21 protein-coding genes and 1 pseudogene are annotated in these 21,544 nt (G+C 73.3%); 12 read left to right on the forward strand and 10 right to left on the reverse strand.

The features are described from left to right. The first annotated feature begins 23 nt into the window (after positions 1-23). Both ACIQGQ_RS30385 and ACIQGQ_RS30390 read left to right on the forward strand, forming a co-directional pair. Positions 24-1,907, forward strand: a complete 1,884-nt coding sequence (locus ACIQGQ_RS30385; protein WP_402401691.1) for an ABC transporter ATP-binding protein — start codon at positions 24-26, stop codon at positions 1,905-1,907. Next, positions 1,904-3,763, forward strand: a complete 1,860-nt coding sequence (locus tag ACIQGQ_RS30390) for an ABC transporter ATP-binding protein (protein WP_402401694.1) — start codon at positions 1,904-1,906, stop codon at positions 3,761-3,763. Before ACIQGQ_RS30385 ends, ACIQGQ_RS30390 begins: the two co-directional genes overlap by 4 nt. 79 nt (positions 3,764-3,842) lie before the next feature. Here the strand turns inward: ACIQGQ_RS30390 and ACIQGQ_RS30395 are convergent, their stop codons facing one another. Further along, entirely contained in the window at positions 3,843-4,436 is a 594-nt protein-coding gene (locus ACIQGQ_RS30395) for a TetR/AcrR family transcriptional regulator (RefSeq protein ID WP_402401696.1), read from the reverse strand. A 106-nt stretch (positions 4,437-4,542) separates the two neighbouring features. On the opposite strand from ACIQGQ_RS30395, the gene ACIQGQ_RS30400 reads away from it, so the two are divergent. Further along, positions 4,543-5,463, forward strand: a complete 921-nt coding sequence (locus tag ACIQGQ_RS30400) for a TIGR03620 family F420-dependent LLM class oxidoreductase (protein ID WP_402401699.1) — start codon at positions 4,543-4,545, stop codon at positions 5,461-5,463. 70 nt (positions 5,464-5,533) lie between these two features. Here ACIQGQ_RS30400 and ACIQGQ_RS30405 read toward each other — a convergent pair whose 3' ends face one another. Both ACIQGQ_RS30405 and ACIQGQ_RS30410 read right to left on the reverse strand, forming a co-directional pair. Beyond that, positions 5,534-6,853 (reverse strand): wax ester/triacylglycerol synthase domain-containing protein, encoded by a 1,320-nt coding sequence (locus tag ACIQGQ_RS30405; protein WP_402401702.1) that lies wholly within the window; start codon positions 6,851-6,853, stop codon positions 5,534-5,536. Between the two features lie 128 nt (positions 6,854-6,981). After that, complete coding sequence (locus ACIQGQ_RS30410; protein ID WP_402401705.1) at positions 6,982-7,878, reverse strand: LysR family transcriptional regulator; 897 nt, start codon at positions 7,876-7,878, stop codon at positions 6,982-6,984. 119 nt (positions 7,879-7,997) lie between these two features. Here ACIQGQ_RS30410 and ACIQGQ_RS30415 point away from each other — a divergent pair, with 119 nt between their 5' ends. Next, complete coding sequence (locus ACIQGQ_RS30415) at positions 7,998-8,366, forward strand: YybH family protein (protein WP_402401708.1); 369 nt, start codon at positions 7,998-8,000, stop codon at positions 8,364-8,366. A 21-nt stretch (positions 8,367-8,387) separates the two neighbouring features. Here ACIQGQ_RS30415 and ACIQGQ_RS30420 read toward each other — a convergent pair whose 3' ends face one another. Further along, positions 8,388-9,527 (reverse strand): winged helix DNA-binding domain-containing protein, encoded by a 1,140-nt coding sequence (locus ACIQGQ_RS30420; protein WP_402401711.1) that lies wholly within the window; start codon positions 9,525-9,527, stop codon positions 8,388-8,390. Between the two features lie 131 nt (positions 9,528-9,658). On the opposite strand from ACIQGQ_RS30420, the gene ACIQGQ_RS30425 reads away from it, so the two are divergent. After that, entirely contained in the window at positions 9,659-10,054 is a 396-nt protein-coding gene (locus ACIQGQ_RS30425; RefSeq protein ID WP_402401714.1) for a VOC family protein, read from the forward strand. 9 nt (positions 10,055-10,063) lie between these two features. Here the strand turns inward: ACIQGQ_RS30425 and ACIQGQ_RS30430 are convergent, their stop codons facing one another. Next, complete coding sequence (locus ACIQGQ_RS30430) at positions 10,064-10,714, reverse strand: TetR/AcrR family transcriptional regulator (protein WP_402401717.1); 651 nt, start codon at positions 10,712-10,714, stop codon at positions 10,064-10,066. A 195-nt stretch (positions 10,715-10,909) separates the two neighbouring features. On the opposite strand from ACIQGQ_RS30430, the gene ACIQGQ_RS30435 reads away from it, so the two are divergent. From ACIQGQ_RS30435 to ACIQGQ_RS30445, 3 genes are all read left to right on the forward strand, one after another. After that, positions 10,910-12,028 carry a serine hydrolase domain-containing protein gene (locus ACIQGQ_RS30435; RefSeq protein ID WP_402401910.1) on the forward strand — a complete coding sequence of 373 codons (1,119 nt, stop codon included), beginning with the start codon at positions 10,910-10,912 and terminating at the stop codon, positions 12,026-12,028. A gap of 54 nt (positions 12,029-12,082) precedes the next feature. After that, the gene (locus ACIQGQ_RS30440) at positions 12,083-12,436 is read left to right on the forward strand and encodes a hypothetical protein (RefSeq protein WP_402401720.1); all 354 of its coding nucleotides are present in this window, start codon (positions 12,083-12,085) and stop codon (positions 12,434-12,436) included. Positions 12,437-12,520: 84 nt separating this feature from the next. Beyond that, a complete protein-coding gene (locus ACIQGQ_RS30445) occupies positions 12,521-13,030 on the forward strand; it encodes a hypothetical protein (protein WP_402401723.1) in 510 nt (169 codons plus the stop codon). Positions 13,031-13,076: 46 nt separating this feature from the next. Here ACIQGQ_RS30445 and ACIQGQ_RS30450 read toward each other — a convergent pair whose 3' ends face one another. Next, positions 13,077-13,793 (reverse strand): DUF5995 family protein, encoded by a 717-nt coding sequence (locus tag ACIQGQ_RS30450; RefSeq protein ID WP_402401726.1) that lies wholly within the window; start codon positions 13,791-13,793, stop codon positions 13,077-13,079. Between the two features lie 162 nt (positions 13,794-13,955). Next, the gene (locus tag ACIQGQ_RS30455) at positions 13,956-14,222 is read right to left on the reverse strand and encodes a hypothetical protein (RefSeq protein ID WP_366297351.1); all 267 of its coding nucleotides are present in this window, start codon (positions 14,220-14,222) and stop codon (positions 13,956-13,958) included. Positions 14,223-14,442: 220 nt separating this feature from the next. On the opposite strand from ACIQGQ_RS30455, the gene ACIQGQ_RS30460 reads away from it, so the two are divergent. Then, entirely contained in the window at positions 14,443-15,795 is a 1,353-nt protein-coding gene (locus tag ACIQGQ_RS30460; RefSeq protein ID WP_402401730.1) for a HEAT repeat domain-containing protein, read from the forward strand. Positions 15,796-15,804: 9 nt separating this feature from the next. Here the strand turns inward: ACIQGQ_RS30460 and ACIQGQ_RS30465 are convergent, their stop codons facing one another. The 3 genes from ACIQGQ_RS30465 to ACIQGQ_RS30475 form a co-directional block, all read right to left on the reverse strand. Continuing rightward, the gene (locus tag ACIQGQ_RS30465) at positions 15,805-16,014 is read right to left on the reverse strand and encodes a DUF397 domain-containing protein (protein WP_402401732.1); all 210 of its coding nucleotides are present in this window, start codon (positions 16,012-16,014) and stop codon (positions 15,805-15,807) included. A gap of 159 nt (positions 16,015-16,173) precedes the next feature. Then, positions 16,174-16,383 (reverse strand): DUF397 domain-containing protein, encoded by a 210-nt coding sequence (locus tag ACIQGQ_RS30470; protein ID WP_402401735.1) that lies wholly within the window; start codon positions 16,381-16,383, stop codon positions 16,174-16,176. Beyond that, positions 16,380-17,210 carry a helix-turn-helix domain-containing protein gene (locus ACIQGQ_RS30475; protein ID WP_402401738.1) on the reverse strand — a complete coding sequence of 277 codons (831 nt, stop codon included), beginning with the start codon at positions 17,208-17,210 and terminating at the stop codon, positions 16,380-16,382. The genes ACIQGQ_RS30470 and ACIQGQ_RS30475 overlap by 4 nt, the downstream gene beginning before the upstream one ends. Before the next feature lie 107 nt (positions 17,211-17,317). Here ACIQGQ_RS30475 and ACIQGQ_RS30480 point away from each other — a divergent pair. From ACIQGQ_RS30480 to ACIQGQ_RS30490, 3 genes and pseudogenes are all read left to right on the forward strand, one after another. Beyond that, a pseudogene (locus ACIQGQ_RS30480) lies at positions 17,318-17,506 on the forward strand (hypothetical protein); the annotation flags it as partial. Between the two features lie 431 nt (positions 17,507-17,937). After that, positions 17,938-19,722 (forward strand): ABC transporter ATP-binding protein, encoded by a 1,785-nt coding sequence (locus tag ACIQGQ_RS30485; protein WP_402401740.1) that lies wholly within the window; start codon positions 17,938-17,940, stop codon positions 19,720-19,722. Further along, the gene (locus ACIQGQ_RS30490; protein WP_402401743.1) at positions 19,719-21,530 is read left to right on the forward strand and encodes an ABC transporter ATP-binding protein; all 1,812 of its coding nucleotides are present in this window, start codon (positions 19,719-19,721) and stop codon (positions 21,528-21,530) included. Before ACIQGQ_RS30485 ends, ACIQGQ_RS30490 begins: the two co-directional genes overlap by 4 nt. Positions 21,531-21,544 lie beyond the last annotated feature (14 nt).

Genomic DNA, 21,544 nt, shown 5'->3' on the forward strand with positions numbered 1-21,544 from the left:
GGCGAACCGTAGTCTCGACTGTGATGCCCGAAGAACATGTAGAGACCAAGGAACGGTCCACCGCGCAGTCCCTGATGCGCTTGTGGCCCTACGTGAAACCGGTACGGAAGCGACTTTCCGGTGCCGCGCTGGTCGCGGTCGCCGCGTCCTGCGTCGGCCTGGTGATCCCGCTCGTCCTGAAGTGGATGGTCGACGGTCCGGTGGCGGACCGCGACCCCGGCGGCGTCTGGCTCGGCGCCCTGTACCTGCTCCTGCTCGGCATCGCCGAGGCGGGGCTCTTCGGGGTACGGCGGTGGATGGTGGCGCGGCCGCTGGCCGGGGTCGAGGCGGAGATGCGGGCCGATCTGTACCGCCGTCTCCAGCGGCTCCCGGTGGCCTTCCACGACCGCTGGCCCTCGGGGCAGCTGCTCTCCCGCGCGACCACGGATCTGATGCTGCTGCGGATGTTCCTGGCGTTCCCGCTGACCTTCCTGCTGGTCAACGGCGCCACGATCGTGGTCGGTTTCGTCATTCTGCTGGCCCAGCAGTGGACGCTGGGGCTGATTCTGCTGATCCCGGTCGTACCGCTGATGATCATCTGCTCGGCCTTCGAGAGCAAGTTCGCCACCGTGGCCCGCCGGGCCCAGGACCAGGTCGGCGATCTGACCACGGTCGTCGAGGAGAGCGTGCTCGGCATCCGGATCGTCAAGGGCTTCGGCCGCCACCGCAGCCAGGCCCTCGCCTTCCGCGCACTCACGGAGCGGCTGCGCACCACGGAGCTGGAGAAGGCCCGGCTCCTGGCGGGGATCTGGTCGTCCATCACCCTGATCCCGGAGCTGGCGATCGGTGCGGCGCTGGTGCTCGGCACGGTCCAGGTCGCGGACGGCGACCTGTCGGCGGGCACCCTGGTCGCGTTCCTCTCCACGGCGCTGGCCCTGCGGTGGCCGGTCGAGTCGATCGGCTTCCTGCTGGCGATGTGCCAGGAGGCGGCGACGGCGTCCGACCGCTTCTTCGAGGTGATGGACGAGCCCGAGGAGGCGGACGCGGACGGAGCCGCCGCGGACACCCCCGCGACCGGCGGCGAGGACGGCCCGGCCCGCGGCGAAATGGTCTTCGAGGGAGTGGAGTTCCGCTATCCCGACGCCGAACCGGGCTCCGAGCCCATGCTGTCCCGGATCGACCTGCGCGTCCGCCCCGGCGAGACGATGGCCCTGGTCGGCGGGACGGGCTCCGGGAAGACGACGCTCACCGCGCTGGTCCCCCGGCTGTACGACGTCACGGCCGGGCGGATCACCCTGGACGGCACGGACATCGCCGCCATGCCCCGGGAGCGGCTGCGCGAGCTGGTCTCGGTGGCCTTCGAGGAGCCGACGCTCTTCTCGGCGAGCGTCGGGGAGAACGTGCTGATGGGCGCCGAGGGGGCCGGGGAGGAGGAGCTGCGCAGGGCGCTCTCCATCGCCCAGGCCGACTTCGTGCACGAGCTGCCCGAGGGCGTCGGCACCCAGGTCGGCGAGCAGGGTCTCAGCCTCTCCGGCGGGCAGCGGCAGCGGCTCGCGCTGGCCCGCGCGGTGGTCGGCCGGCCGCGCTTCCTGGTCCTCGACGACCCGCTCTCCGCGCTCGACGTGCACACCGAGGCGCTGGTGGAGGCCGCCCTGCGCCAGGTCCTGGCCGAGACCACGGCGATCGTGGTCGCGCACCGGCCGTCCACCGTGATGCTCGCGGACCGGGTGGCACTGCTCTCCGAGGGCCGGATCACCGCCGTGGGCACCCACCAGGAACTGCTGCGCGACAGCGCCGAGTACGCCTGGCTGATGTCGGGCGCCTCGCGGATACCGGACGGGGTCGGCCCGGACGCCTTCCCCGAGCCGTCCCCGGCCGGTGCCCCGTTCGCCCCGGACCTCCCCGCCGAGAAGGGCCTCACCCGATGACCAGTACGACCACGACGCCCGCCGGGAGTCCGGCGGGCACGACGAGCGCGGCGGAGCCCGGCGTCGGGGACGACTTCGACCAGGACGATCTGCCCACCCCGCCCGGGGCGACCGGCGCGCTGCTCAGCTCGCTGCTGCGGCCGATGCGGAGCAGGGTGGCGCTGGTCGCGCTGCTCCTCGTGGTCCAGCAGGCGGCGATGCAGGCGGGCCCGCTGCTCGTCGCGTACGCCATCGACCGCGGGGTGCCCGCGTTCCGGGACGCGGAGTACGGGCCGCTGATCGCGGTGGCGGTCGGGTACGCGCTCTGCTCGGTGGTGTCCGGGGCCATGCAGTACGGGTTCGTCCGGCTCTCCGGCCTGATCAGCCAGAACGCGCTGCTCGATCTGCGCGGCCGGATCTTCCGCCACGCGCAGGCGCTCAGCGTGGACTTCCACGAGCGCTACACCTCGGGCCGGCTGATCTCCCGTTCCACCACGGACGTGGAGTCGCTGCGGGAGCTGCTGGAGGAGGGGCTCCAGGAGCTGATCGGCGTGGTGCTCTCCTTCGTCACCATCTCGCTGATGCTGCTCTGGTTGGACCTCGGACTGGGCGCGGTCGCCGTGCTGTCGTTCGTCCCGCTGTATCTGCTGGTACGGCGGTTCCAGCGGCGGGCCGGGGAGATGTACGGCGCGAAGTCCACGGCGACCGCCGGGGTCATCGTGAAGTTCGCCGAGACGATGAACGGCATCCGCCCCGTCCAGGCCTTCCGCCGCGAGCGGGCCAACGAGGCGCGCTTCGAGGAGCTGAACCACACCCACCGGTGGTACAACGGCAGCGCCATGCTGGAGATGGCCCGCTATGTCGTCGGCTCCCGGCTGGTCGCCAACACCGCGGTCGCCGGGATCGTGCTCTGGGGCGCGTACCGGGTGGCCTCGGGGACCCTGGCGCTCGGTGTGCTGGCGGCGGCGGTGCTGTACCTGCGCCGGCTGTACGACCCGATCGACCGGCTCGGCATGTTCCTCAACTCGTACCAGTCGGCGGCCGCCTCACTGAAGAAGATCGCGGGGCTGCTGGCCCAGACCCCGTCCGTGCCGGAGCCCTCGGCGCCCCGGGAGCTGCCGGCCCGCACGGGCGAGGCCCCGGGCCGGGAGGTCGTCTTCGACGGGGTGCGGTTCGCGTACCGGACGGGCGGCGAGGTGCTGCCCCGGTTCGATCTGACCATCCCGGCCGGGCAGACCGTCGCCGTGGTCGGCTCGACCGGCGCGGGCAAGTCGACGCTGGCGAAGCTGCTGGCCCGGTTCTACGACCCGACGGAGGGCCGGGTGCTGCTCGACGGCACGGACCTGCGGGACCTGGCCGTACCGGAGCTGCGGCGCGGGGTGGTGATGGTGACGCAGGAGGCGTTCCTGTTCTCCGGCACGGTCGCGGAGAACATCGCGATCGGCAGCCCGGACGCGAGCCGCGCGGACATCGAGCGGGCCGCGAAGGCGATCGGGGCGCACGAGTTCATCAGCGCCCTGCCCGACGGCTACGACACCGACGTGCGCAAGCGGGGCGGCCGGATCTCGGCCGGCCAGCGCCAGCTGGTCGGTTTCGCCCGCGCCCTGCTCGCCGACCCGGCGGTGCTGATCCTCGACGAGGCGACCAGCTCGCTGGACATCCCCGGTGAGCGCGCGGTGCAGCAGGCGATGGACACGGTGCTGCACGGCCGGACCGCGGTGGTGATCGCCCACCGGCTGTCCACGGTGGAGATCGCGGACCGGGTCCTGGTGATGGAGCACGGCCGCGTCGTGGAGGACGGCACCCCCGCCGAACTCATCGCCGCCACCGGCCGCTTCGCGGGCCTGCACCGGGCGTGGCGGGACAGCCTGACGTAGCGGCAGGACCTGCGGCCCCCGCGTTTCGGTGCGCACCCCGCCCCTGGGATGCGCACCGGAAGCGGGGGCATACCCGTGGTCACCCGTTCCGAAGCGGTGTCCCGTACGTGGCGTCGAGCACCAGAGCGAGCAGCCGGTCGGCCTGTGCCGTGTCGGGGCCCTGAGCCGTGGACAGCGCGATCCCGGTGACGAGCCGGACCAGGTCATCGGCCGTCAGGTCGGCGCGCGCCGTCCCACGCCGCTGGGCCCGGGCGAGAAGACCGGCTGCCGCGTCGAGGATCAGGCGATGGCAGTCGAGCCCCAGCGCGACCGGCTCTTCGGCCATCAACGCGCCGCCCAGTCCCTGGTTGACCCTGGCGTGGTCGAGGAACGCGCGCAGCCACTGCGCGAGGGCTTCGTCGGCGGAATCCGAACCGAGCAGCGTCTCCGCCAGCCCGCACAGCGTCTCGATCCGGTCCTCGAGGACCGCGGTCAGCAGGGCGAAGCGGTTCGGGAAGTGACGGTACAAGGTCCCCGGCCCGACACCGGCCCGGCGGGCGACCTCGTTGAGGGACGCCTCCGGCCCGGCCTCGGCGAACACCTCCCGCGCCGCGGCGACGAGACGTTCCCGGTTGAGCCGCGCATCGGTGCGCGGTGGCCTCCGCGCGGGAGCACGCCCATGAGCAGTCGTCATCGTCCCGTCCTTCGGTCGAACCAGAACACCAAGCGGAGAACCTCTCCGCATAGTAGCGTGCACCAAACGGAGAACCTCTCCGGATCATCTGGACCGAGGAGCGCGGATGACGAACGACGGACGGACCGGGCCGGGCCGGATCGGGGTCTGGACCTTCGCCTACGAGGGGCAGCCCGCCGGACGGGTACGGGAATCGGTCGCGGAGATCGAGGAGTTGGGCTACGGGGCCATCTGGTACGGGGAGGCGTTCGGCCGCGACGCGGTGGGGCAGGCCTGGCTGTTGCTGTCGGCGACGCAGCGCATCGTCGTCGCCTCCGGCATCGCCAACATCGCGTTCCGGGACCCGATCGCCACCGCCACCGCGACCCGCACGCTGGGCGAGGCGTTCCCCGGACGCTACCTGCTCGGCCTGGGCGGGCACCGCGTCGACGACACCGTCCACGAACTGGACGGCTATCCCGTACCGGCCCGCGGCAGGGCGGTGACCACCATGCGCGACTATCTGCGGGCCATGGACGCCGTACCCGCCCACGGCCCCGTACCGGACCCGGCTCCGCGACGCGTCCTGGCCGCCCTCGGCCCCCGGATGCTTCGGCTGGCCGCCGAGCACACCTGGGGCGCGCACACCTACTTCGTCTCCACCGACCACACCGCACGGGCGCGCCGGACCATGGGACCGGAAGCCTTCCTCGCGGTGGAGCAGGCAGTGGTCCTCGACACCGACCCGGGCCGCGCCCGCGAAGTGGCCACGGCGCACGTCGCCGGATACCTCCTGGCACCGCATCAGGAGGCGAACGTGCGGCGGCTCGGCTTCGGCGACGAGGACATCACCGCCGGCCCGAGCCGCCGGCTGGTGGACGCGATCGTCGTCCGCGGGGGAGCCGAAGCGGTCCGCCGCCGCGTTCGGGAACACTTCGACGCGGGAGCCGACCACGTGTGCCTGCAAGTGCTCACCGCCGGCACCGCCTCTCCGCCCGAGCGCGAGTGGCGCGAGCTGGCCGCCGCACTCCTGCCCGCCACCACGTGACGAGCGGGCGGCGCCACGGGTCGGCGGGGCTCCCTCCTCCAGGGGCCCCGGCCGGCCCGGTGCGGGCGCGTCAGGGACGCGCCCGCGCCGGGTCCGGGCTCTCCCCGGCCCCCGTCTCCATCCCCGTACGCGGGTTCGGGACCCTGCCGCGGCCGGCCGTCCGGAGGTCGTTCAGCGCGTCGCGCCAGCGCCCGGGGAGCGTGGCCAGGCCGGGCAGGGCCGATTCCGTCACGAAGCACGCCACCGAGGTCCCGCCGTGGGTGATCATCAGCACGGTGAAGGGGAATCCCTGCGGCAGGCACATCAGGGGGTCGATCCGCGCCACCTCGGCGCCGAGCACCGCCAGCGGGTGACGGAGAGTCAGGTTGGACACGATCGGCATGGTCCGGGACGGTGTGCCGAGCGACCTGAGCTGGAGGGCGGCGAGCCGGTGCGGCATGATCCCGCCGAACCGGGCGAGCAGGAACCGTACGGCGGGGTCGCGCAACACCCGGGTGGCGGAGCGCACCTGTGCCGCACCCCCGTCCGGGGGCGCGGGCACCCGCACCGGGGCGAGCACCAGCGGGTTGCCGGGCAGGTCGAGATCCCGGTCCGTGCGCAGGTTGGCGGGGACCAGCATCGGGACCTCGCCCCGGCGCACCGGCCCCGCGCCGGACGCGGCGGCCCATTCCCGTACCGCCCGCGCCGTCGCGGCGAGGAACACGTCGTTGCGGGAACCGCCCTCCCCGTCGGGCGGGTTGAGCCAGTCGGCCGGGACGGCGACGCAGTCGAGGTCCCGGGTGGTGGAGAAGCGGTACTCCGGGGCCTGCCACGCCCGGCTCCGTCCGAGGAGCCGCAGCGTCAGGGCCCCGGCCCGGAGCCAGTCCCCCGGCCGGGACAGCCGGACCCCTTGCGCCTTGCGGTACACGGCCGACGACTCCTGCGGCGCGACGGGCTCCGTCGAGAACAGCTCCTCCAGGATGTGCAGCATGCCCGCACCGTCCTGGGCGGCGTGGTGGACCCGGTACACCAGGGCGCAGCGGCCGGACTCCTCGTCGCGGAGGAGCGCCATCAGCCAGGGGGGCACGTCCCCGGGGAGCGGGGTCCGCAGGACCTCCCGCGCGGCGTCGCGCAGGGCTTCGTCCCCCGGCGGGACCACCAACTCCTGCACGTGCAGGGCGAGATCGGGGTCCTTGGTGTGCCAGCGGCCGGTCCGGGCGTCCAGCACGGTGCACAGACCGGGGAGCCGGGCGAGCCGATCCTCCAGGTGGCGGCGGAGGCCGTCGATGTCCGGCGGGGTCCCGCGCAGATGGAGCACGCAGCCGAAGTGCGAATGCGCGTCGGTTCCGTCCTGCACCGGATAGGCCTGGATGGCATGGTCCAGCGGGGTCGCCCGCTTCCGGTCCCGCATTTTCCGCTCCCTACAGACAGTCCACGGTCGCATGTAGATGCGCCATCCTGGCGTCGGCCGCCGGTGCCCGGGGCCGGTTGTCCCGGCGTCACCTGAACGAGGGACTGTCTACCCACGGGGCCGGGGGGCTACGGGCGCACCCCGGGAAAGTCCCGGAACGCGGACCGGGCGTGCCCGGCCATCGCGCGCACCGCCGGGTTGTGGGCGTCCCGCCAGACCAGGGCCAGCAGCCCCGGCGTCTCGACGTCGACGAGGGTGCGGGCGGTGAGCCGGTCCCGGTGGGCCTCGGCCATGGAGCTGCTGAGGACGGCGACGCCGAGCCCCCGGGCGGCGAGGTCGGCCAGGGCCTCCGCCGCGCTGGCCTGCAACGCGATCACGGGCCGGAGGCCCTGCGCGGCGCAGGCCAGGTCGAACACCGCGCGCAGGCCGGTCCCGGGCGGCATGCAGACGATCGGGTGGGCCATCAGGTCGCCCAGGGCGACCCGCCGTCGCCGGGCCAGGGGGTGCCCGGCCGGGACCGCCGCGACGAGCCGTTCGCTGAGGACGGTCAGCGTCTCCAGTCCCTCGTGGGCGGCGCTCGCGGTGCCCACGAGCGCCAGGTCGACGGCTCCGGTGCGTACGTCGTCGAGGAGCCGGTCGGACCGGTCCTCCAGCAGCGAGAGCTCCACGCCCGGGTGCTCCTCGTGGAAGGCGGCGAGGGCGTCGAAGAGCGGGGTGAGGGTGCAGCCGACGACCATCCCCACGGTCAGCGCGCCACGGATCAGGCCGGTCACCTCCCCCACCGCCTGCCCGACCGCTCCGGCCGCGGCGAGCGCGGCACGGGCGTGTTCGAGGGCGGCCTTCCCGGCGACGGTGAGCGTGACGGTGCGTGCCGACCGGTCGAACAGCTCGGCGCCCAGCTCCCGTTCGAGGCGGCCGATCCGCGCGCTGACACCGGACTGGCTGATGTGCACCCGCTCGGCGGCGCGGGTGAAGTTCCGCTCCTCGGCGACCGCGACGAAGTACTCCAACTGCCTCAGATCCATGACTGGTGATTCTAGTTCTCAGAATTTCCATCTGTTGGACTTCTGATCAACGGGCCACCACCCTGGAAGGACCGCAGCAGCGCTGAAGCAGCACCGCCGCCCGACAGCAGGAGGAACCCGTGCCGGAGTACGAGAAGGCCATGCGCCCCGAGGACATCACCCGTCTGTTCGTCGAGCGGTCCAACGCCGGGGACGCGGCCGGGGTCGCCGCGCTCTACGAGGAGGAGGCGGTGCTCGCCTATCCGCCGGGCCGGCTGACGGTCGGCCGGGAGGCGATCCGTGAGCTGTGGGCGGAGGTACTGGCCAACGCGCCCCGTTTCGCGCCGGAGCAGCCGCTGCCCACCCTGGTCAGCGGCGACATCGCGCTCACCTCGACCCCGCCGAAGGACGGCACCGGGGCCCGCGCGCAGGTCGTCCGCCGCCAGCCCGACGGAAGCTGGCTGCGCCTGCTCGACCAGCCCGAGTTCCTGCCCGCCCCGACCTCCTGAGCACGGGCGCGGCGGGCGGGATCAGCCCGTGACGACGACCCGCTCGGCGCCGGGGATCCCCTTGTCCCACCAGTGTCCGTAGCGGCGGTAGACGGCCGGATCGCGGTCGGCGAGCAGCGCCGAGAGTCTCTCCGCCTCCTCGGTGAGGCCCCGCCACGCGGCCCTGCCGAGGGCACGGAAGGCGGTCAGCTCCAGTCCGCCGTCGACCGTGCGCCACACCCCGGCGACCTGCCCGTCGACGAGCAGGCAGGGCAGCACGTCGCCGTTGCGCCGGACGACCAGCGGACGGTACTCCGGGGGCATGAGCCGCCCGGGGACGGTATGGGCCAGCAGCGTGCTGTCCCACATCGGCAGCAGCCTCGGCGGCGCCGGGGTGTCCTCGTCGGGCACGGTGGCGTCGGCCAGGTCGTACAGCGCGGTCCGGCCGGGGCCCGCCACCCGTACCACCCGGCCGTCGAGCGTCTTCAGCGCCCGGGTCGTCGCGGCGCTGGTCAGCAGGGTGAACCGGGCGAAGTCCTGGGCCGAGGCGGGCCCGAACGCGCGCAGGTGGGCCAGGAGCAGGCGCCGGACCCCCTCGTCGGCCTCCTCCGGGGTGACCGCGGGGTCCGCCGGGGCGGCGCGGTAGGCGTTGCGGTGCGTGAACGACCACGGGCCGCCGGTCGGCGCGTGGTGCACCGGCGCGAAGGTGCGCAGCGCCCACCAGACGCGGTGCGCGTGCTCGCCGTGCCGCCCGGTGACCTCGTCCTCCACCTCGGCCCCGGTACGGGGTCGCTCCAGGAACCCGGCGAGTTCCGGGAGCAGCGCGTCGGCGTCGTCGGGGGTCAGCCCGGTGGTGGTGAAGCGGCGGTCGTGGAGCCGCGCCGCACGCAGTGTGCCGAGCATGGCGGCCCGGTAGGGGGCGTAGTCCTCGGCGTGGACGGCGTGCAGGGTGATCCGCATCAGGGTCGCCTTCACGATCCGTCCCTCGGCGAACGCCGCGTCGAGGTCCTCGGGCGCGAAGTCCCGTATCCGGTTCCACAGCGCCAGGTACGGCGACGCCGGGGTCTGCGCCTGGAGGGCGCAGACCCGGCGGACGGCCTCCGCCACGTCCATGTCCCGCCGTTCGAGGAGGAGTTGACGGTCCAGCATGGCCAGGGCGAGCTGCCGCGCGGTGAGACTCATGTCCGGATCATGCCACCCCCTCCTCTCCCCTTGAGGACCGCCGTTCAATAGGACGGAATCCGACCTGATGGCGTCCTATGGTCATGCCACCGGCCGGGGTACGGGACCCCGGCGGGCGACAAGGGGGCATCGTGCTGCGAGGACTCACCACCGTCAGCTTCTGGACCACGGATCTGCCGGCGGCGAAGGAGTGGTACACGGAACTGCTGGGCGTGGAGCCGTACTTCGAGCGCCCCGGGTACGCCGAGTTCCGGATCGGCGACCACCAGCACGAGCTGGGGCTGATCGACAGCCGTTACGCACCCGCCGGCGCGGAGGCCGGTCCGGGCGGCGCGATCGTGTACTGGCACGTCGACGACGTGCCCGCGACGCTGGAACGCCTGCTGTCCCTGGGGGCGAAGGAGTACGAACCGCTCATGGAGCGCGGCCCCGGCTTCGTCACCGCCTCCGTGACCGACCCCTTCGGGAACGTCCTGGGCGTGATGTACAACCGGCACTACCTCGACATGCTCGGCACACGCCCGTAGGGCCCGACTTCAGACCGCCGCCTCGATGTGGGCGAGCTGGGCGGCGAGGATCTCCTCGAACGCCTCGCGGCGCTCCACCCCGAGGGGGCGGACATCGCGCGCGAAGTGGGCCAGGGCCGGGAAGCGTTCGGGGTCGGCGCCGAGAACCGCCACCCGGAACAGCTCCATGCCCTGTTCCCGCTCCCCGGGGGAGACGGCACCGGCCCCGGCCTCGGAAGCGATCAGCGCGGCGATGAGGACCGCGATCCGGTGGTAGCGCACCGGGATCTCCTCGTCGGGCAGCCCCGACTCTCGCAGCGCCTGCAACACCTCTTCCATGACCAGCCTCGACCCGGTGCCGCTGGACGCGTACCGCCCCCAGACCGCGGCGAGCTGGGGCTGCCGCCCGAAGGCCTCCCGCACGTGCAGGGCCAGGGACATGATGCGCCGCTTCCAGTCGCCCTCGGGGCGGTAGCCGTCCATCGCGGCCAGGAGAATCCGGTCGGCGACCGCACGCAGCAGCTCGGTCTTGCTGCGGAAGTGCCGGTAGAGGCTGGAGGAATCGGTCCCGAGGGCCGCGGCCAGCCTGCGCACACTGAACGACTCCGCGTCGCCCGTGCGCAGCAGTTCCGCCGCCGCGTCGAGGATCTCCTCGGTCGACCAACGCCTTCGACCCGCCATCCCGCTCCTCCCGCCGAACCCCAGCCGTACCTCACCCTAATCCATGCACGCACCGTTGCACGCACCGCGTGCATAATGAGGGCATGGGCATGCCGGACGGGCCGGCACGCCGCTCGTTCCCCGCTGTCCGGGGCGGGTGACCGCGTCGCGGGGGGCCCCGGGAATCACGAGAGGACGCATGACGTGACGTACGACGTGAGCAACCCACTGGATCGTGCGGCCCTGGACGCGGCCGTCGAGAACGTCCACCGCGCCGGAGTGCCGGGAGTCTTCGCCGAGGTGCGGGACGGCGAGGAGGTCTGGCGCGGCGCCGCCGGGGTCGCCGATGCCGCGACCGGCCGCCCCGTCACCGCCGGACTGCGGCACCGCGTCGGCAGCGTCACCAAGACCTTCACCGCCGCCGCGGTCCTGCGGCAGGCCGAGCGCGGCCGGATCGGCCTGGACGCACCGGTCGGCCGATATCTTCCGGAGCTGGTGCCCGGGGAGCGGGGTGGGGCGATCACGGTCCGGATGCTGCTCAACCACACCAGCGGCCTCGCCGAGTACCTTCCGTACGCCTATCCCTCACTGAAGGCGTGGCCCGTTGTCGCGGAGACCCGGCCGGAGAGCCTGGACGACCACCGGCTGACCCGGTTCGACCCCGTCGACCTGACCGGAATGGGCGTCGCCGCGCCCGCCACCGGGGCCCCGGGCAGCACGCCGGGGGTGTACTCCAACACCAACTACCTGCTCCTCGCCCAACTCCTGGAGCGGGTGACCGGCACCACGGCCGAGCAGTGCATCACCCGGGACGTCATCGAGCGCGCCGGGCTCCGCGACACCGGCTTCCCCTCCGGACCGGAGGTCGACGGACCGCACGCGCGGCTCTACGAGGCGTGGTTCGGGATGATCGACCCGCCCCGCGACTACAGCGTCTACGACATGTCGTGGGTGGGCCCCTCCGCCTCACTGGTCTCGACCGTCACGGACCTCAACCGCTTCTTCGGCGCGCTGCTGGCCGGGGAGATCGTCGCTCCGTCGTCCCTGGCGCAGATGCGGCGGACCGTCCCGGTCGTCTCCCAGGAGGGGAAACTCATCGAATACGGCCTCGGACTGCACCCGACGACGGAGCCCGGCCGGGACACCTTCTGGGGCCACGGCGGCACGGTCTGGGGCGGCGGAACGCTCTCCATGACCCGCGCCGACGGCAGGCGGCGGATGTCCGTCGCGGTGAACCTGCAGCGGTGGAACCGGCTCGACGCCTCCGGCCGGCCGCAGCCCCACCCCGTCGACGACGCGCTCGTGGCCCTGTACCGCGTGGCGATGCACGGCTGAGTACGGCTGATCGCGGCAACGGTGTTGTCGGAGGCGGACGTTACAGTCACGGCCATGAGTTCACCGATGATCCGGGCGGTCGAGGCGACCGGGAAGACCTGGGACGACCCGTCCGAGGACGCCCTGCACGACCTCCTGGCCGACATGAGCCTCACCTGGCGGTTCCTCGTCGTGGACCGGCTCGACGCGGAGCCGGCCGGCCAGCACTACATCCAGGTGTATCTCAACGACGACCTGAGCCACCAGGTGGAGTACCGCGAGGGCGGGCCCGACCGGCACTTCCAGGCGACGGTCCCCCGCGACCAGGGCCCCTTCTCGGTGGAGCCGGTGGCCAGGGTGGTCCAGGACTGGGCGGCCGGGCGCCCCGGCTGGCGCGAGGCCCTGCCCTGGGCACCGTGGTCGCCGTAGCCCGTGCCGTGCCCGCGCCGCGCCGCGCCGGAACGGGGAACGGGGGAGGACGACGCGGGATCACCGACTGACAGAGGCAGGAACATGGCTGGTACGAACGACAACGGGCGCCTTCGCCATCGGGCGCGGGCCGGAGCCGTCGCGACCCTGGTCTCCGTGGAGCTGGTCGTCGTCGGCGGGACGCTCAAGGCGTCGTTGCCGTGGTGGGCCGTGGCCTCCATGGCCGTGGCGGCCGCCTGGCCCGCCTGCTGGACCGGGGCGCGGATCGGCCGGCGTGAGGGCGTTCGCAGTGCGGCCCTGGAGCCGGGCGAGACGGTGACCGGTACCTATACGGTCCGGCCGCCCTACACCGAGCACACCCCGCCGTCCCTCCACGAGGGCCCCCAGTACCAACTGGTGGTGACGAGCCTCGGGCTGCAGATGTGGGAACGATCCGTACTGCTGTGGCGCCACCCCTGGCCCGAGCTGCGCGTGACCACCGACGGCCCACGGCTGCGGGTCCAGCACGACGGGGACGAGATAGCGGCGATGCTGTTGGAGCCGACGACGGCCTCGCGGGAGATACTCGTCGCCGCACGGAACGCGGCCCGATGAGTGTGTCGGCGCCCCGGGGGTCGGCGACGGCCCGGGGCGCCGACGGTCAGTCCGCCGGCATGGGGACGACGGGCAGGAGGATGCCCTGGCTCACGCCCGCGACGGTGCGCGCCACGGCAGCTTCGTGGACGCGGTAGGCCAGCGGGTCGAGGCCGTGCTTCTCCACCCAGAACTCCTCGGCGGTCCGCCAGGCGACCTCGCGGGCCTCGGAGATGGAGAAGGCGCTGATGGCGTGCTTGAGCGCCTCCGCGTCCCGGGTTGTCAGTTTGACGATCTTCGGCTCGTACTCGGCGCGGACCTCGGCCTCGACGGAGGCGAGGAGATCGTTCACCTTCTCGTAGTCGTGGTGGACCGGTGGGGTGTCGGGGGTGGTGCGGCGCTCGGCGCAGGTGTCGACGACGGCGACGGGGAGGTCGTGGTTGATGTGGGCGTTCATCCCGGCCAGCGCGAACTGGAGGGGCCAGATGATCCGGTTGTCCCGGGCGGCGAACAGCGGGGCCCAGGCCGTGTCGACCGGCCGCCCCGCCCGGTCGGCATCGACGTTGCGCAGGTAGAGGCCCGCGAAGATGACGTCCATCCTCTCCAGGAACGCGCTGTCGCCGAAGGTGCCGGCGGTGATGTTCTCCTTCACCAGCTTGGTGACCTTCAGATACATGTGGTTGAAGCAGGCCACCCCGTCGCGGGGGTCGAGTTCGGTGTCGATCCGCTCCATGCGGGCGATGACACCGTCGATGGTGGTGGGCAGTGGTTCGGTCGGCGCCATGGTCGTGACTCTCCCAAGTCGAGTGGTTGGGCGGGGGGTTGGGGAGTGGTCGGGCGGTCGTCGTGGGGGCGGGACGACGAAGCGCTTCCGCCCGGCCCTGGAGCCGAACGGAAGCGCCGGTGTCATGCGGTGTGTGTCGTGGGTCGTGCGGGGTATGGAGGTCTAGTCGTTGTTCCAGGTGGCGCCGGATCCGTTGAACGAACCGGAGACGCCGCTCTCGTCCGACCAGATCCAGAAGCCGGCGTGGCTGACACCGTCCGGTGCCACGGACGACTGGGCGCTCTCGACGCCCGCACCGGTCTGGTTGACGATGAACTGGCCCTGGCCCCAGTTCGCGTCGGGCCCGTCCTGGGCGCAGGCGGCGCCTGCCGCACCGATCAGGCCGGCCGTAGCGAGGGTGAGAGCGGCGAGTGCCGTCCGAATACGCATAGAGTCTCCCGAGAGGTGATCGTCGGGCCGCCGGGTCGCGACCCGCTCCGGCCGGAAGCTGCCCAGCTCAGCCAGGTGGCGCACCCTCGGAACACGCACGAGTGAATCAGTCACCCGACTGGCCGTACCGGTCACCCGCCAGGTTGTCGTTCCGCCGCGTTCGGGACGGTCGGGCACCGGGCTTGCCGGCATCGGCGCCCGGGGAGGGCGGGGGGAAAGCATGGACGGGGCAACGCTGGACGACCGTCTCGTGACGGCGGTACGGGCCGGGGATGCCGGGGCCGTGCAGGCACTGCTGGACAAGGGGGCGCGTCCCGACGCGGCGGGCCCGGACGGGCTGCCACTGCTGTGCCGGGCCGTGGCCGCCTACGACGCCCCGGTGGCCGAGGCGTTGGTGCAGGGCGGCGCGGACCCCGACCGGAAGCTTCCCGACGGGACCACCCCGCTGTGGCGTGCCGTCGACGGCGGCTCCCCGGCGGTCTTCGCCGCAGTGCTGGGCGACGAGCCCCGGCTACGGCTGCCGCAGGACGCGCGCGAGGCGCTGCTCGCCCTGGCCCGACGTTGGTACGAGGCGGGCGCCGCCGAAGAGTTGCGGCACCGGACCGGTGCGCCGGGCCCCGCCGTGGCGGTCACGGTCCAGGACGGCGCGCACGCCTGGGAAACGGTCGGCCAGGTCTCCTTGGGCGGCCTCGTCGCACGGTCCGGGCACGGCGCGATCCTGACGACGCTGGAGTGGGCCTTCCGCGTCCTCACCCCGGTGGACGAACTGATCGCCCGCGCCGTGGGGCAACCGGACGAGGACCAGGTGACCTGGTGGGCGGTCTGCTGGGTCCTCTGCCAGCGCCGCAGTCCCGAGACCTGGTCGGCCGTGACGGCCCACCGCCACCACCCCGACCCCGCGCACCGCCGCGCCGTCGCCCGCTATCTGTGGATGCGGGGAGTGACCGACGACGCCCCGTCCTACCTGGCGGAGGCGGGCGAACTGCTGGCCGTCTGGGCGGCCGAGGAGACCGACAGCGAGGTGCTCGCGCATGTGCTCGACGCCTTCAACCAGTACGAGCACCCCGGCCTGGAGGCGACCGGGCTCCGCTACGCCGACCATCCCGACCCCCGCGTACGCCGCGAGGTCCCCGCAGCGCTCTGCGGCGACGGCGCTCCTCTCACCGACGCGGCCAGGACCGCACTGGCCGCCCTCGTCCGCGACCCGGACGCCATGGTGCGGATGAACGCGTGCCAGGTGGGCAACGCGGATCTGGACCTCCTCCCCCGGATCGTCCCGGCGCTCCTGATCCTGGCCGGGGACCCGGACGCCGCGCTGCGCGGGACGGCGGCGGCCGTACTGGCCGTCTCCCCGGACCGGAGCCCCGCCGTCGCCGACGCCCTGTGGACGCTGCTCGACGAGGACGACGACATCACCCGCCTGGAAGCCGCCTACGGCCTCGCCCTGCGCGACGACCCCCGCACCGCCGACGCCATCGACCGGCTCGATCCGCTCAATCGCTTCGATCCCGATCACCGCGCCAACGCTCTGTGGGCCTGGAAGCGGCGGAGAACGAACGCCCCCGCAGGGTGACCTGCGGGGTCAGACGGTGCCGAACTCGCCGCTCTTCACGCCCGCCACGAACGAGGCGAACGACGCGGCGGAAACGTTCAGCATCGGACCGCTCGGGTTCTTCGAGTCGCGGACGGGGACCGTGCCCCGGGATGCGATGTGGTGGGCGGCGACCTCGACACACTGGCCGCCGTTACCGCTGTAGGAAGACTTGTACCAGCGCGGAGAATCCGTCGTCACGAGGTGCCCTTTCCATGAACATGGCGGCCGTTTCGGGTGCCAGATGCCCGCAGGCGAAGGCGGCAAACTCGCGCCAGCCCACAACGGCCGAAGCCCCCACCATGCGGCGACCACCGCGCGATGAGGGCCTCTCGGTTCAGGTGCGCTGAACTTGTCGGGTCAGACGGCGCCGAACTCGCCCGTCTTCACGCCCGCCACGAACGAGGCGAACGACGAAGCGGGAACGCTCAGCACCGGACCGCTCGGGTTCTTCGAGTCGCGGACGGGGACCACACCACGCGGGGCGATCAGATTGGCAGCGACCTCGACGCACTGGCCGCCGTTGCTGCTGTGGGAGGACTTGAACCAGCGGGGGGATTCGGTGGTCACGGGGTGCCCTTTCGTGCCTGCTCAATCACGGCCACGGAAGCTGCCTGGGACAGCGACTCCGCTTGCATCTGATGGTAGGCCGTCATCAGCGGCTGCACGAACCTCATATCGCGCTCCAGGCGCCCCTGTTGCGCGGACTCTGCATAAGACAGCTGAGTCCTGTCCGGCAGCGTCACCAACGTCACCGGCAGGTCGAACGCCCTGCGTTCCCCCAGGTCGAACGGAGCCACCTGAACAACGGTCGTCGGCAGCTCCGCGAACGCGAGAAGCCGGTCCAACTGCTCCGCCATGACCCCGGGACCGCCCACAGGCCGCCTGATGCAGCTCTCATCGAGGACGACGTAGACCAGCGGCGGCGGATTCCTCCGCAGGGACTCCTGCCGCCTTTCCAGGAGCAGCAGCCGCTCCTCCGCCTGGTGCTCCGTGATCGCCCCGCGCCGCACGGCACCAGTGGTGATCGCTGCCGCGTAGTCGGGCGTCTGGAGCAGACCGGGGATGATGCCGAGTTCGAACAGCCTGATCTCCGCCGCGCACACCTCGTACGTCACGAACTCCGGGAAGCCTTCGAGTATCGCCGTGTTCCAGACGGCCCGGCCCTGCCGTTCGAGCAGATCCCCTGTCCCGAACGCCCTGTCAGCACTTGCTGTGAAGCGGGGAGTTGGGGGTCGCCGTCCAGTTTCCACGGCGGAGATATGCGTTCCGGAACATCCCATGCGGACCGCCAGCTCCTCCTGCGTCCAGCCCCGCTCGTCACGTAACTGGCGCAGCCGCTGCCCGAAGCGGGCCGCGGGTGACTTGTCGGGGTCCAGATCCTTGCGATTCACCATCCAGGCGTCCCATCTCTCCGCTCAAACGGCGCAAGTTGAAGCGTCCTCGACTCTAGACCACCCTGACCTCACTTGGTAGCGGAACAGTTACGGAGAGGAGTGGTCCCATGTCCGTGCAGAACGACCCCTCGAACGAGCAGCAGTCCCCGCAACCCCCGTCGCTCGGGACGCCGTTGGTGGACACCAGCCGGCGCGACCGGGTGGGCGAGTTCCGGGGAACGGCCGGGCCGTACTGGCTGTTGCGGCCGCCCTGTGGGGGGACGGAGTGGGAGGTGGCGCCCGGGGCCGCGCGGCCGGTGGGGGCGACGGGGCCGGAAGGGGTGGCGCGGGGTGGTGGCGCGTACGAGGGGGGCGTGCAGGTGGCGCCCGACGGCTACTGGTGCGAGGCGCTGGCCGAGGGGCTGGTGTACGGGAGTGACGAGCCCGTGCGGCATGTGCTGGGCACCTTCCGGACCGTCTCCTCCGTGCTCGCGTTGCGGTGGCTCGGCGCGCAGGCGCTGTGGATCGCGGACCGGCTCGACCTCGACGCGGACTGCGGGCACCTCGCCGATCTCCGCGCCTGGTACGAGGACCGGCGCAGCCAGCGCGCCGCCCACGAACTCCTCAAGGACGGTTCCCCACTGCTCGTCGTGGTCCCCGACGCCGACTGCACGTACACCCTCTCGGTACGCTCCACGGAGCGCGCTTCCACGGGCGTGCTCGACCGACTCCAGGGGGAGGGGCTCCGATGCGAGAGCGGCCAGAGCAGCACGGGGAGCGGGGCGAGCGGGGATTACGGCCGCCCGATCTCCGGGGGCCCCTTCGGTATCTGTGGTGGCTGATCGTCTGCCAGCGTCGCCGGGTCGTGGCCGGGGCGGTGCTGGGCAGTGCGTGGATGGTCTGTCTGACGCTGCCGCCCTATCTGCTCTCCCGCGCGATCGACGACGGCCTGCGGCCGGGGAGTTGGCCCGCGCTGGGCGGGTGGGTCGCGGCGCTGCTGGGGGTGGGGGTGCTGAACGCCTGGCTGGCGATCATGCGGCACCGCACGATGACCCGGGTGCGGCTGGACGCCGTTCTCCGTTCGGTGCGGGCCGTCGTCGTACAGGCGACCCGGCTGGGTGACGAGCTGCCGCGCAAGGTCACCGCCGGGGAGGTCGTCACCATCGGGTTCGGTGACGTGGCCGTGATCGCGAGCACGCTGACCATCACCGGCCCCGGGGTGGGCGCGGTGCTCGCCTTCGTCGTGGTGGCCGGGCTGCTGCTGGCGGTCGATCCGCTGCTCGCCGCGGTGGTGCTGGTCGGGGTGCCGTTGCTGATGGTGCTGGTGGGGCCGTTGCTGGGGCGGTTGCAGGGGGTCGAGGCGGCGTACCGGGAGCGGCAGGGGCTGCTCGCGGGCCGGTTCGAGGACATGGTCGGGGGGCTGCGGGTGCTCAACGGCATCGGCGGCAAGGAGGTGTACGCCGAGCGCTTCCGGCGTTCCTCGCGGGAGCTGCGCGAGGAGGGGTACCGGGTCGGTGCGGTGACCAGTTGGATACGGGCGCTCGGGGTTGGCCTGCCGACCCTGTTCCTCGGGGCGGTGACCTGGCTGGCGGCCCGGATGGCGGCCGAAGGGTCCATCAGTGTCGGCGAGTTGGTCGCGGTGTACGGGTACGCGGCGGTGCTGGTGGTGCCGGTCGAGTTCTTCATCGAGGGCGGTTACGACCTGAGCCGGGGGCTGGTCGCCGCCCGCCGCGTCATCAGGTTCCTCTCCCTGGAGCCCGGCGCGGGGAGCGGGGACGGGAACGGGGCCTGGGCGGACGCGCCCGCCGGGCCCGCCGTGCTGCGTGATCCGGAGTCCGGGGTGGAGGTGGTGCCGGGGCGGCTGACCGCGCTGGCCGGTGCCCGGCCGGACCGGTCCGCGGCGGTGGTCGAGCGGCTGGGGCGGTTCACCGGTTCGGCGGCGACCTGGGGGGACGTACGGCTGGACGAGGTCGATCCGGCGTGGGTGCGGAGCCGGATCCTGGTCGCGGACAACGACGCCGAGCTGTTCGCCGGGCCGCTCCACGAGGTGCTCGGCGGTGCCCGGGACCGGGACGCGGAGGCCATGGAGCGGGCCCTGTACGCGGCCGTGGCGCAGGACATCGTGCGCGGGCTGCCGGACGGGCTGGACGCCCGGGTGGACGCGCGGGGCGGCAACCTCTCCGGGGGCCAGCGCCAGCGGATCCGGCTGGCGCGGGCGCTGCTGGCCGATCCGGAGGTGCTGCTGGCGGTGGAGCCCACCTCGGCGGTGGACGCGCACACCGAGGCGGCCATGGCGGACCGGCTGCGGGCCGCGCGGGCGGGCCGCACCACGCTCGTCACCAGCACCTCGCCGCTCGTACTGGACCGGGCGGACACCGTGCACTACCTGGTCGAGGGCCGGGTAGCGGCCACCGGGAGCCACCACGAGCTGCTGGAACGGGAGCCCGGCTACCGGCGCCTGGTGTCCCGGGGCACGGACGACGACCCGGTCGGCGGGCCGTCCCTCGCGACGTACGGGGAGGAGGCGCGATGAGCGGCGGAGCCGAACGGGGCCCCCGGGGGCTGCCCGTCGCCGGGCCGTCCCGCACGTTCCGGGCGGCGCTGCGGCTGGTCCGGCTGGACGGCCGGGTCTTCGCCGCCGTGATCGGGCTCAACGCGCTGGCCGCCGGGGCCGGTCTGGTCGGCCCGTGGCTGCTCGGGCGGATCATCGACGAGGTCGTGGCCGGTGGCGGGGCGGCCGCGGTGGACCGGCTGGCGCTCGCCCTCCTCGGCTTCGCCGTGGCGCAGCTCCTGCTGGTCCGCTGGGCCGGCTTGGTGGGGCACCGCTTCGGCGAACGGGCCCTGGCGCGCATCCGCGAGGAGTTCACCGACCGGACACTGGCGCTGCCCGCCCGGGTGGCGGAGCGGGCCGGTACGGGCGATCTGCTGACCCGGGGCACCACCGATGTCGCCCTGGTCGGTGCCACCCTGCGGGACGCCGGTCCGGAGGTGCTGATCTCCTCGGTGCAGGCGCTGTTCATCCTCGGCGCGGTCGTCGCGCTCGATCCGCTGCTCGGGGTCTGCGGGGTGCTGGGGCTGACCGGGATCTGGTTCGCCGCGCGCTGGTACCTGCGCCGGGCACCGGCCGCGTACCTCGCCGAGGGCCGCGCCAACTCGGCGCTCGCCCAGCAGCTCGCGGACACGGCGCGGGGCGCCCGTACCGTCGAGGCGCTCGGGCTCCAGGAGCGGCGGATCGCGGCCTGCGGGGCGGCGGCCGAGGAGTGCCTGCGGACCAGGACGCGGACGTTGTTCCTGCGCAGTGTGCTCTTCCCGGCGATCGACGTCTCGTACGTGGTGCCGGTGGCCGGGGTGCTGCTGCTCGGCGGGGTGCTGCACGCGCGGGGTGCGGTGAGCATCGGCGCGGTGGTGGCCTCGGCTCTGTATCTGCGGCAGCTCTCCCAGCCGCTGGACACGGTCCTCCAGCGGCTGGAGCAGCTCCAGAGCAGCGGGGCCTCCTTCGCCCGGGTCGAGGGCGTGGGCTCCACGGCGCACGTGCCGCCGCCCGCCTCCCCCGTCCCGGTCCCCGTCCCCGAACCGGCCTCCGTACCGGCCGACGGCCGGATCGAGGTGCGGGGCGTGTCGTACGCGTACGAGGACGGGGGCGACGTGCTGCGCGGGGTCGATCTGATGGTCCGTCCCGGGGAGCGGCTCGCGGTCGTGGGTCCCTCCGGGGCGGGCAAGACGACGCTGGGCCGGCTGCTGGCCGGGCTGGACGCGCCCCGGACCGGGTCCGTGACGGTGGGGCGGGTGCCGGTCGCCGGGCTGGACGCCGAACGGCTGCGCCGCCAGGTCGTCCTGGTCACCCAGGAGCAGCACGTCTTCCTCGGGACGCTCCGGGACAACCTGAGGATCGCCGCGCCGGACGCCGGTGACGCCGAACTGCGCGCCGCGCTGGCCGCGGTGGGCATCGACGACGGGGCCGAGTGGCTGCCGGACGGGCTCGACACCGACCTGGGCCCCGGGGCGCACCGGCCGGACGGCGCGCGGGCCCAGCAGCTCGCCCTGGCGCGGGTGGTGCTGGCCGATCCGCGCACGCTGGTCCTCGACGAGGCGACGGCGCTGCTGGACCCGGGGACGGCCCGGCACGCGGAGCGGGCGCTGGCCGCGGTGCTGGCGGGCCGGACCGTCGTCGCGGTGGCGCACCGGCTCCAGACGGCGCACGACGCGGACCGGGTGGCCGTGATGGAGGACGGCCGGATCACCGAACTGGGTACCCACGACGAGCTCGTGGCGGCCGGTGGGGCGTACGCGGCGCTCTGGCGTACCTGGCACGGCGGGGGCGGTCCGTCGCCCTCGGGCTGACCCGGGCCCCGATC

Origin of the sequence: Streptomyces sp. NPDC092952, from assembly GCF_044754785.1 — a bacterium.
In the GTDB taxonomy this organism is placed as follows: domain Bacteria; phylum Actinomycetota; class Actinomycetes; order Streptomycetales; family Streptomycetaceae; genus Streptomyces.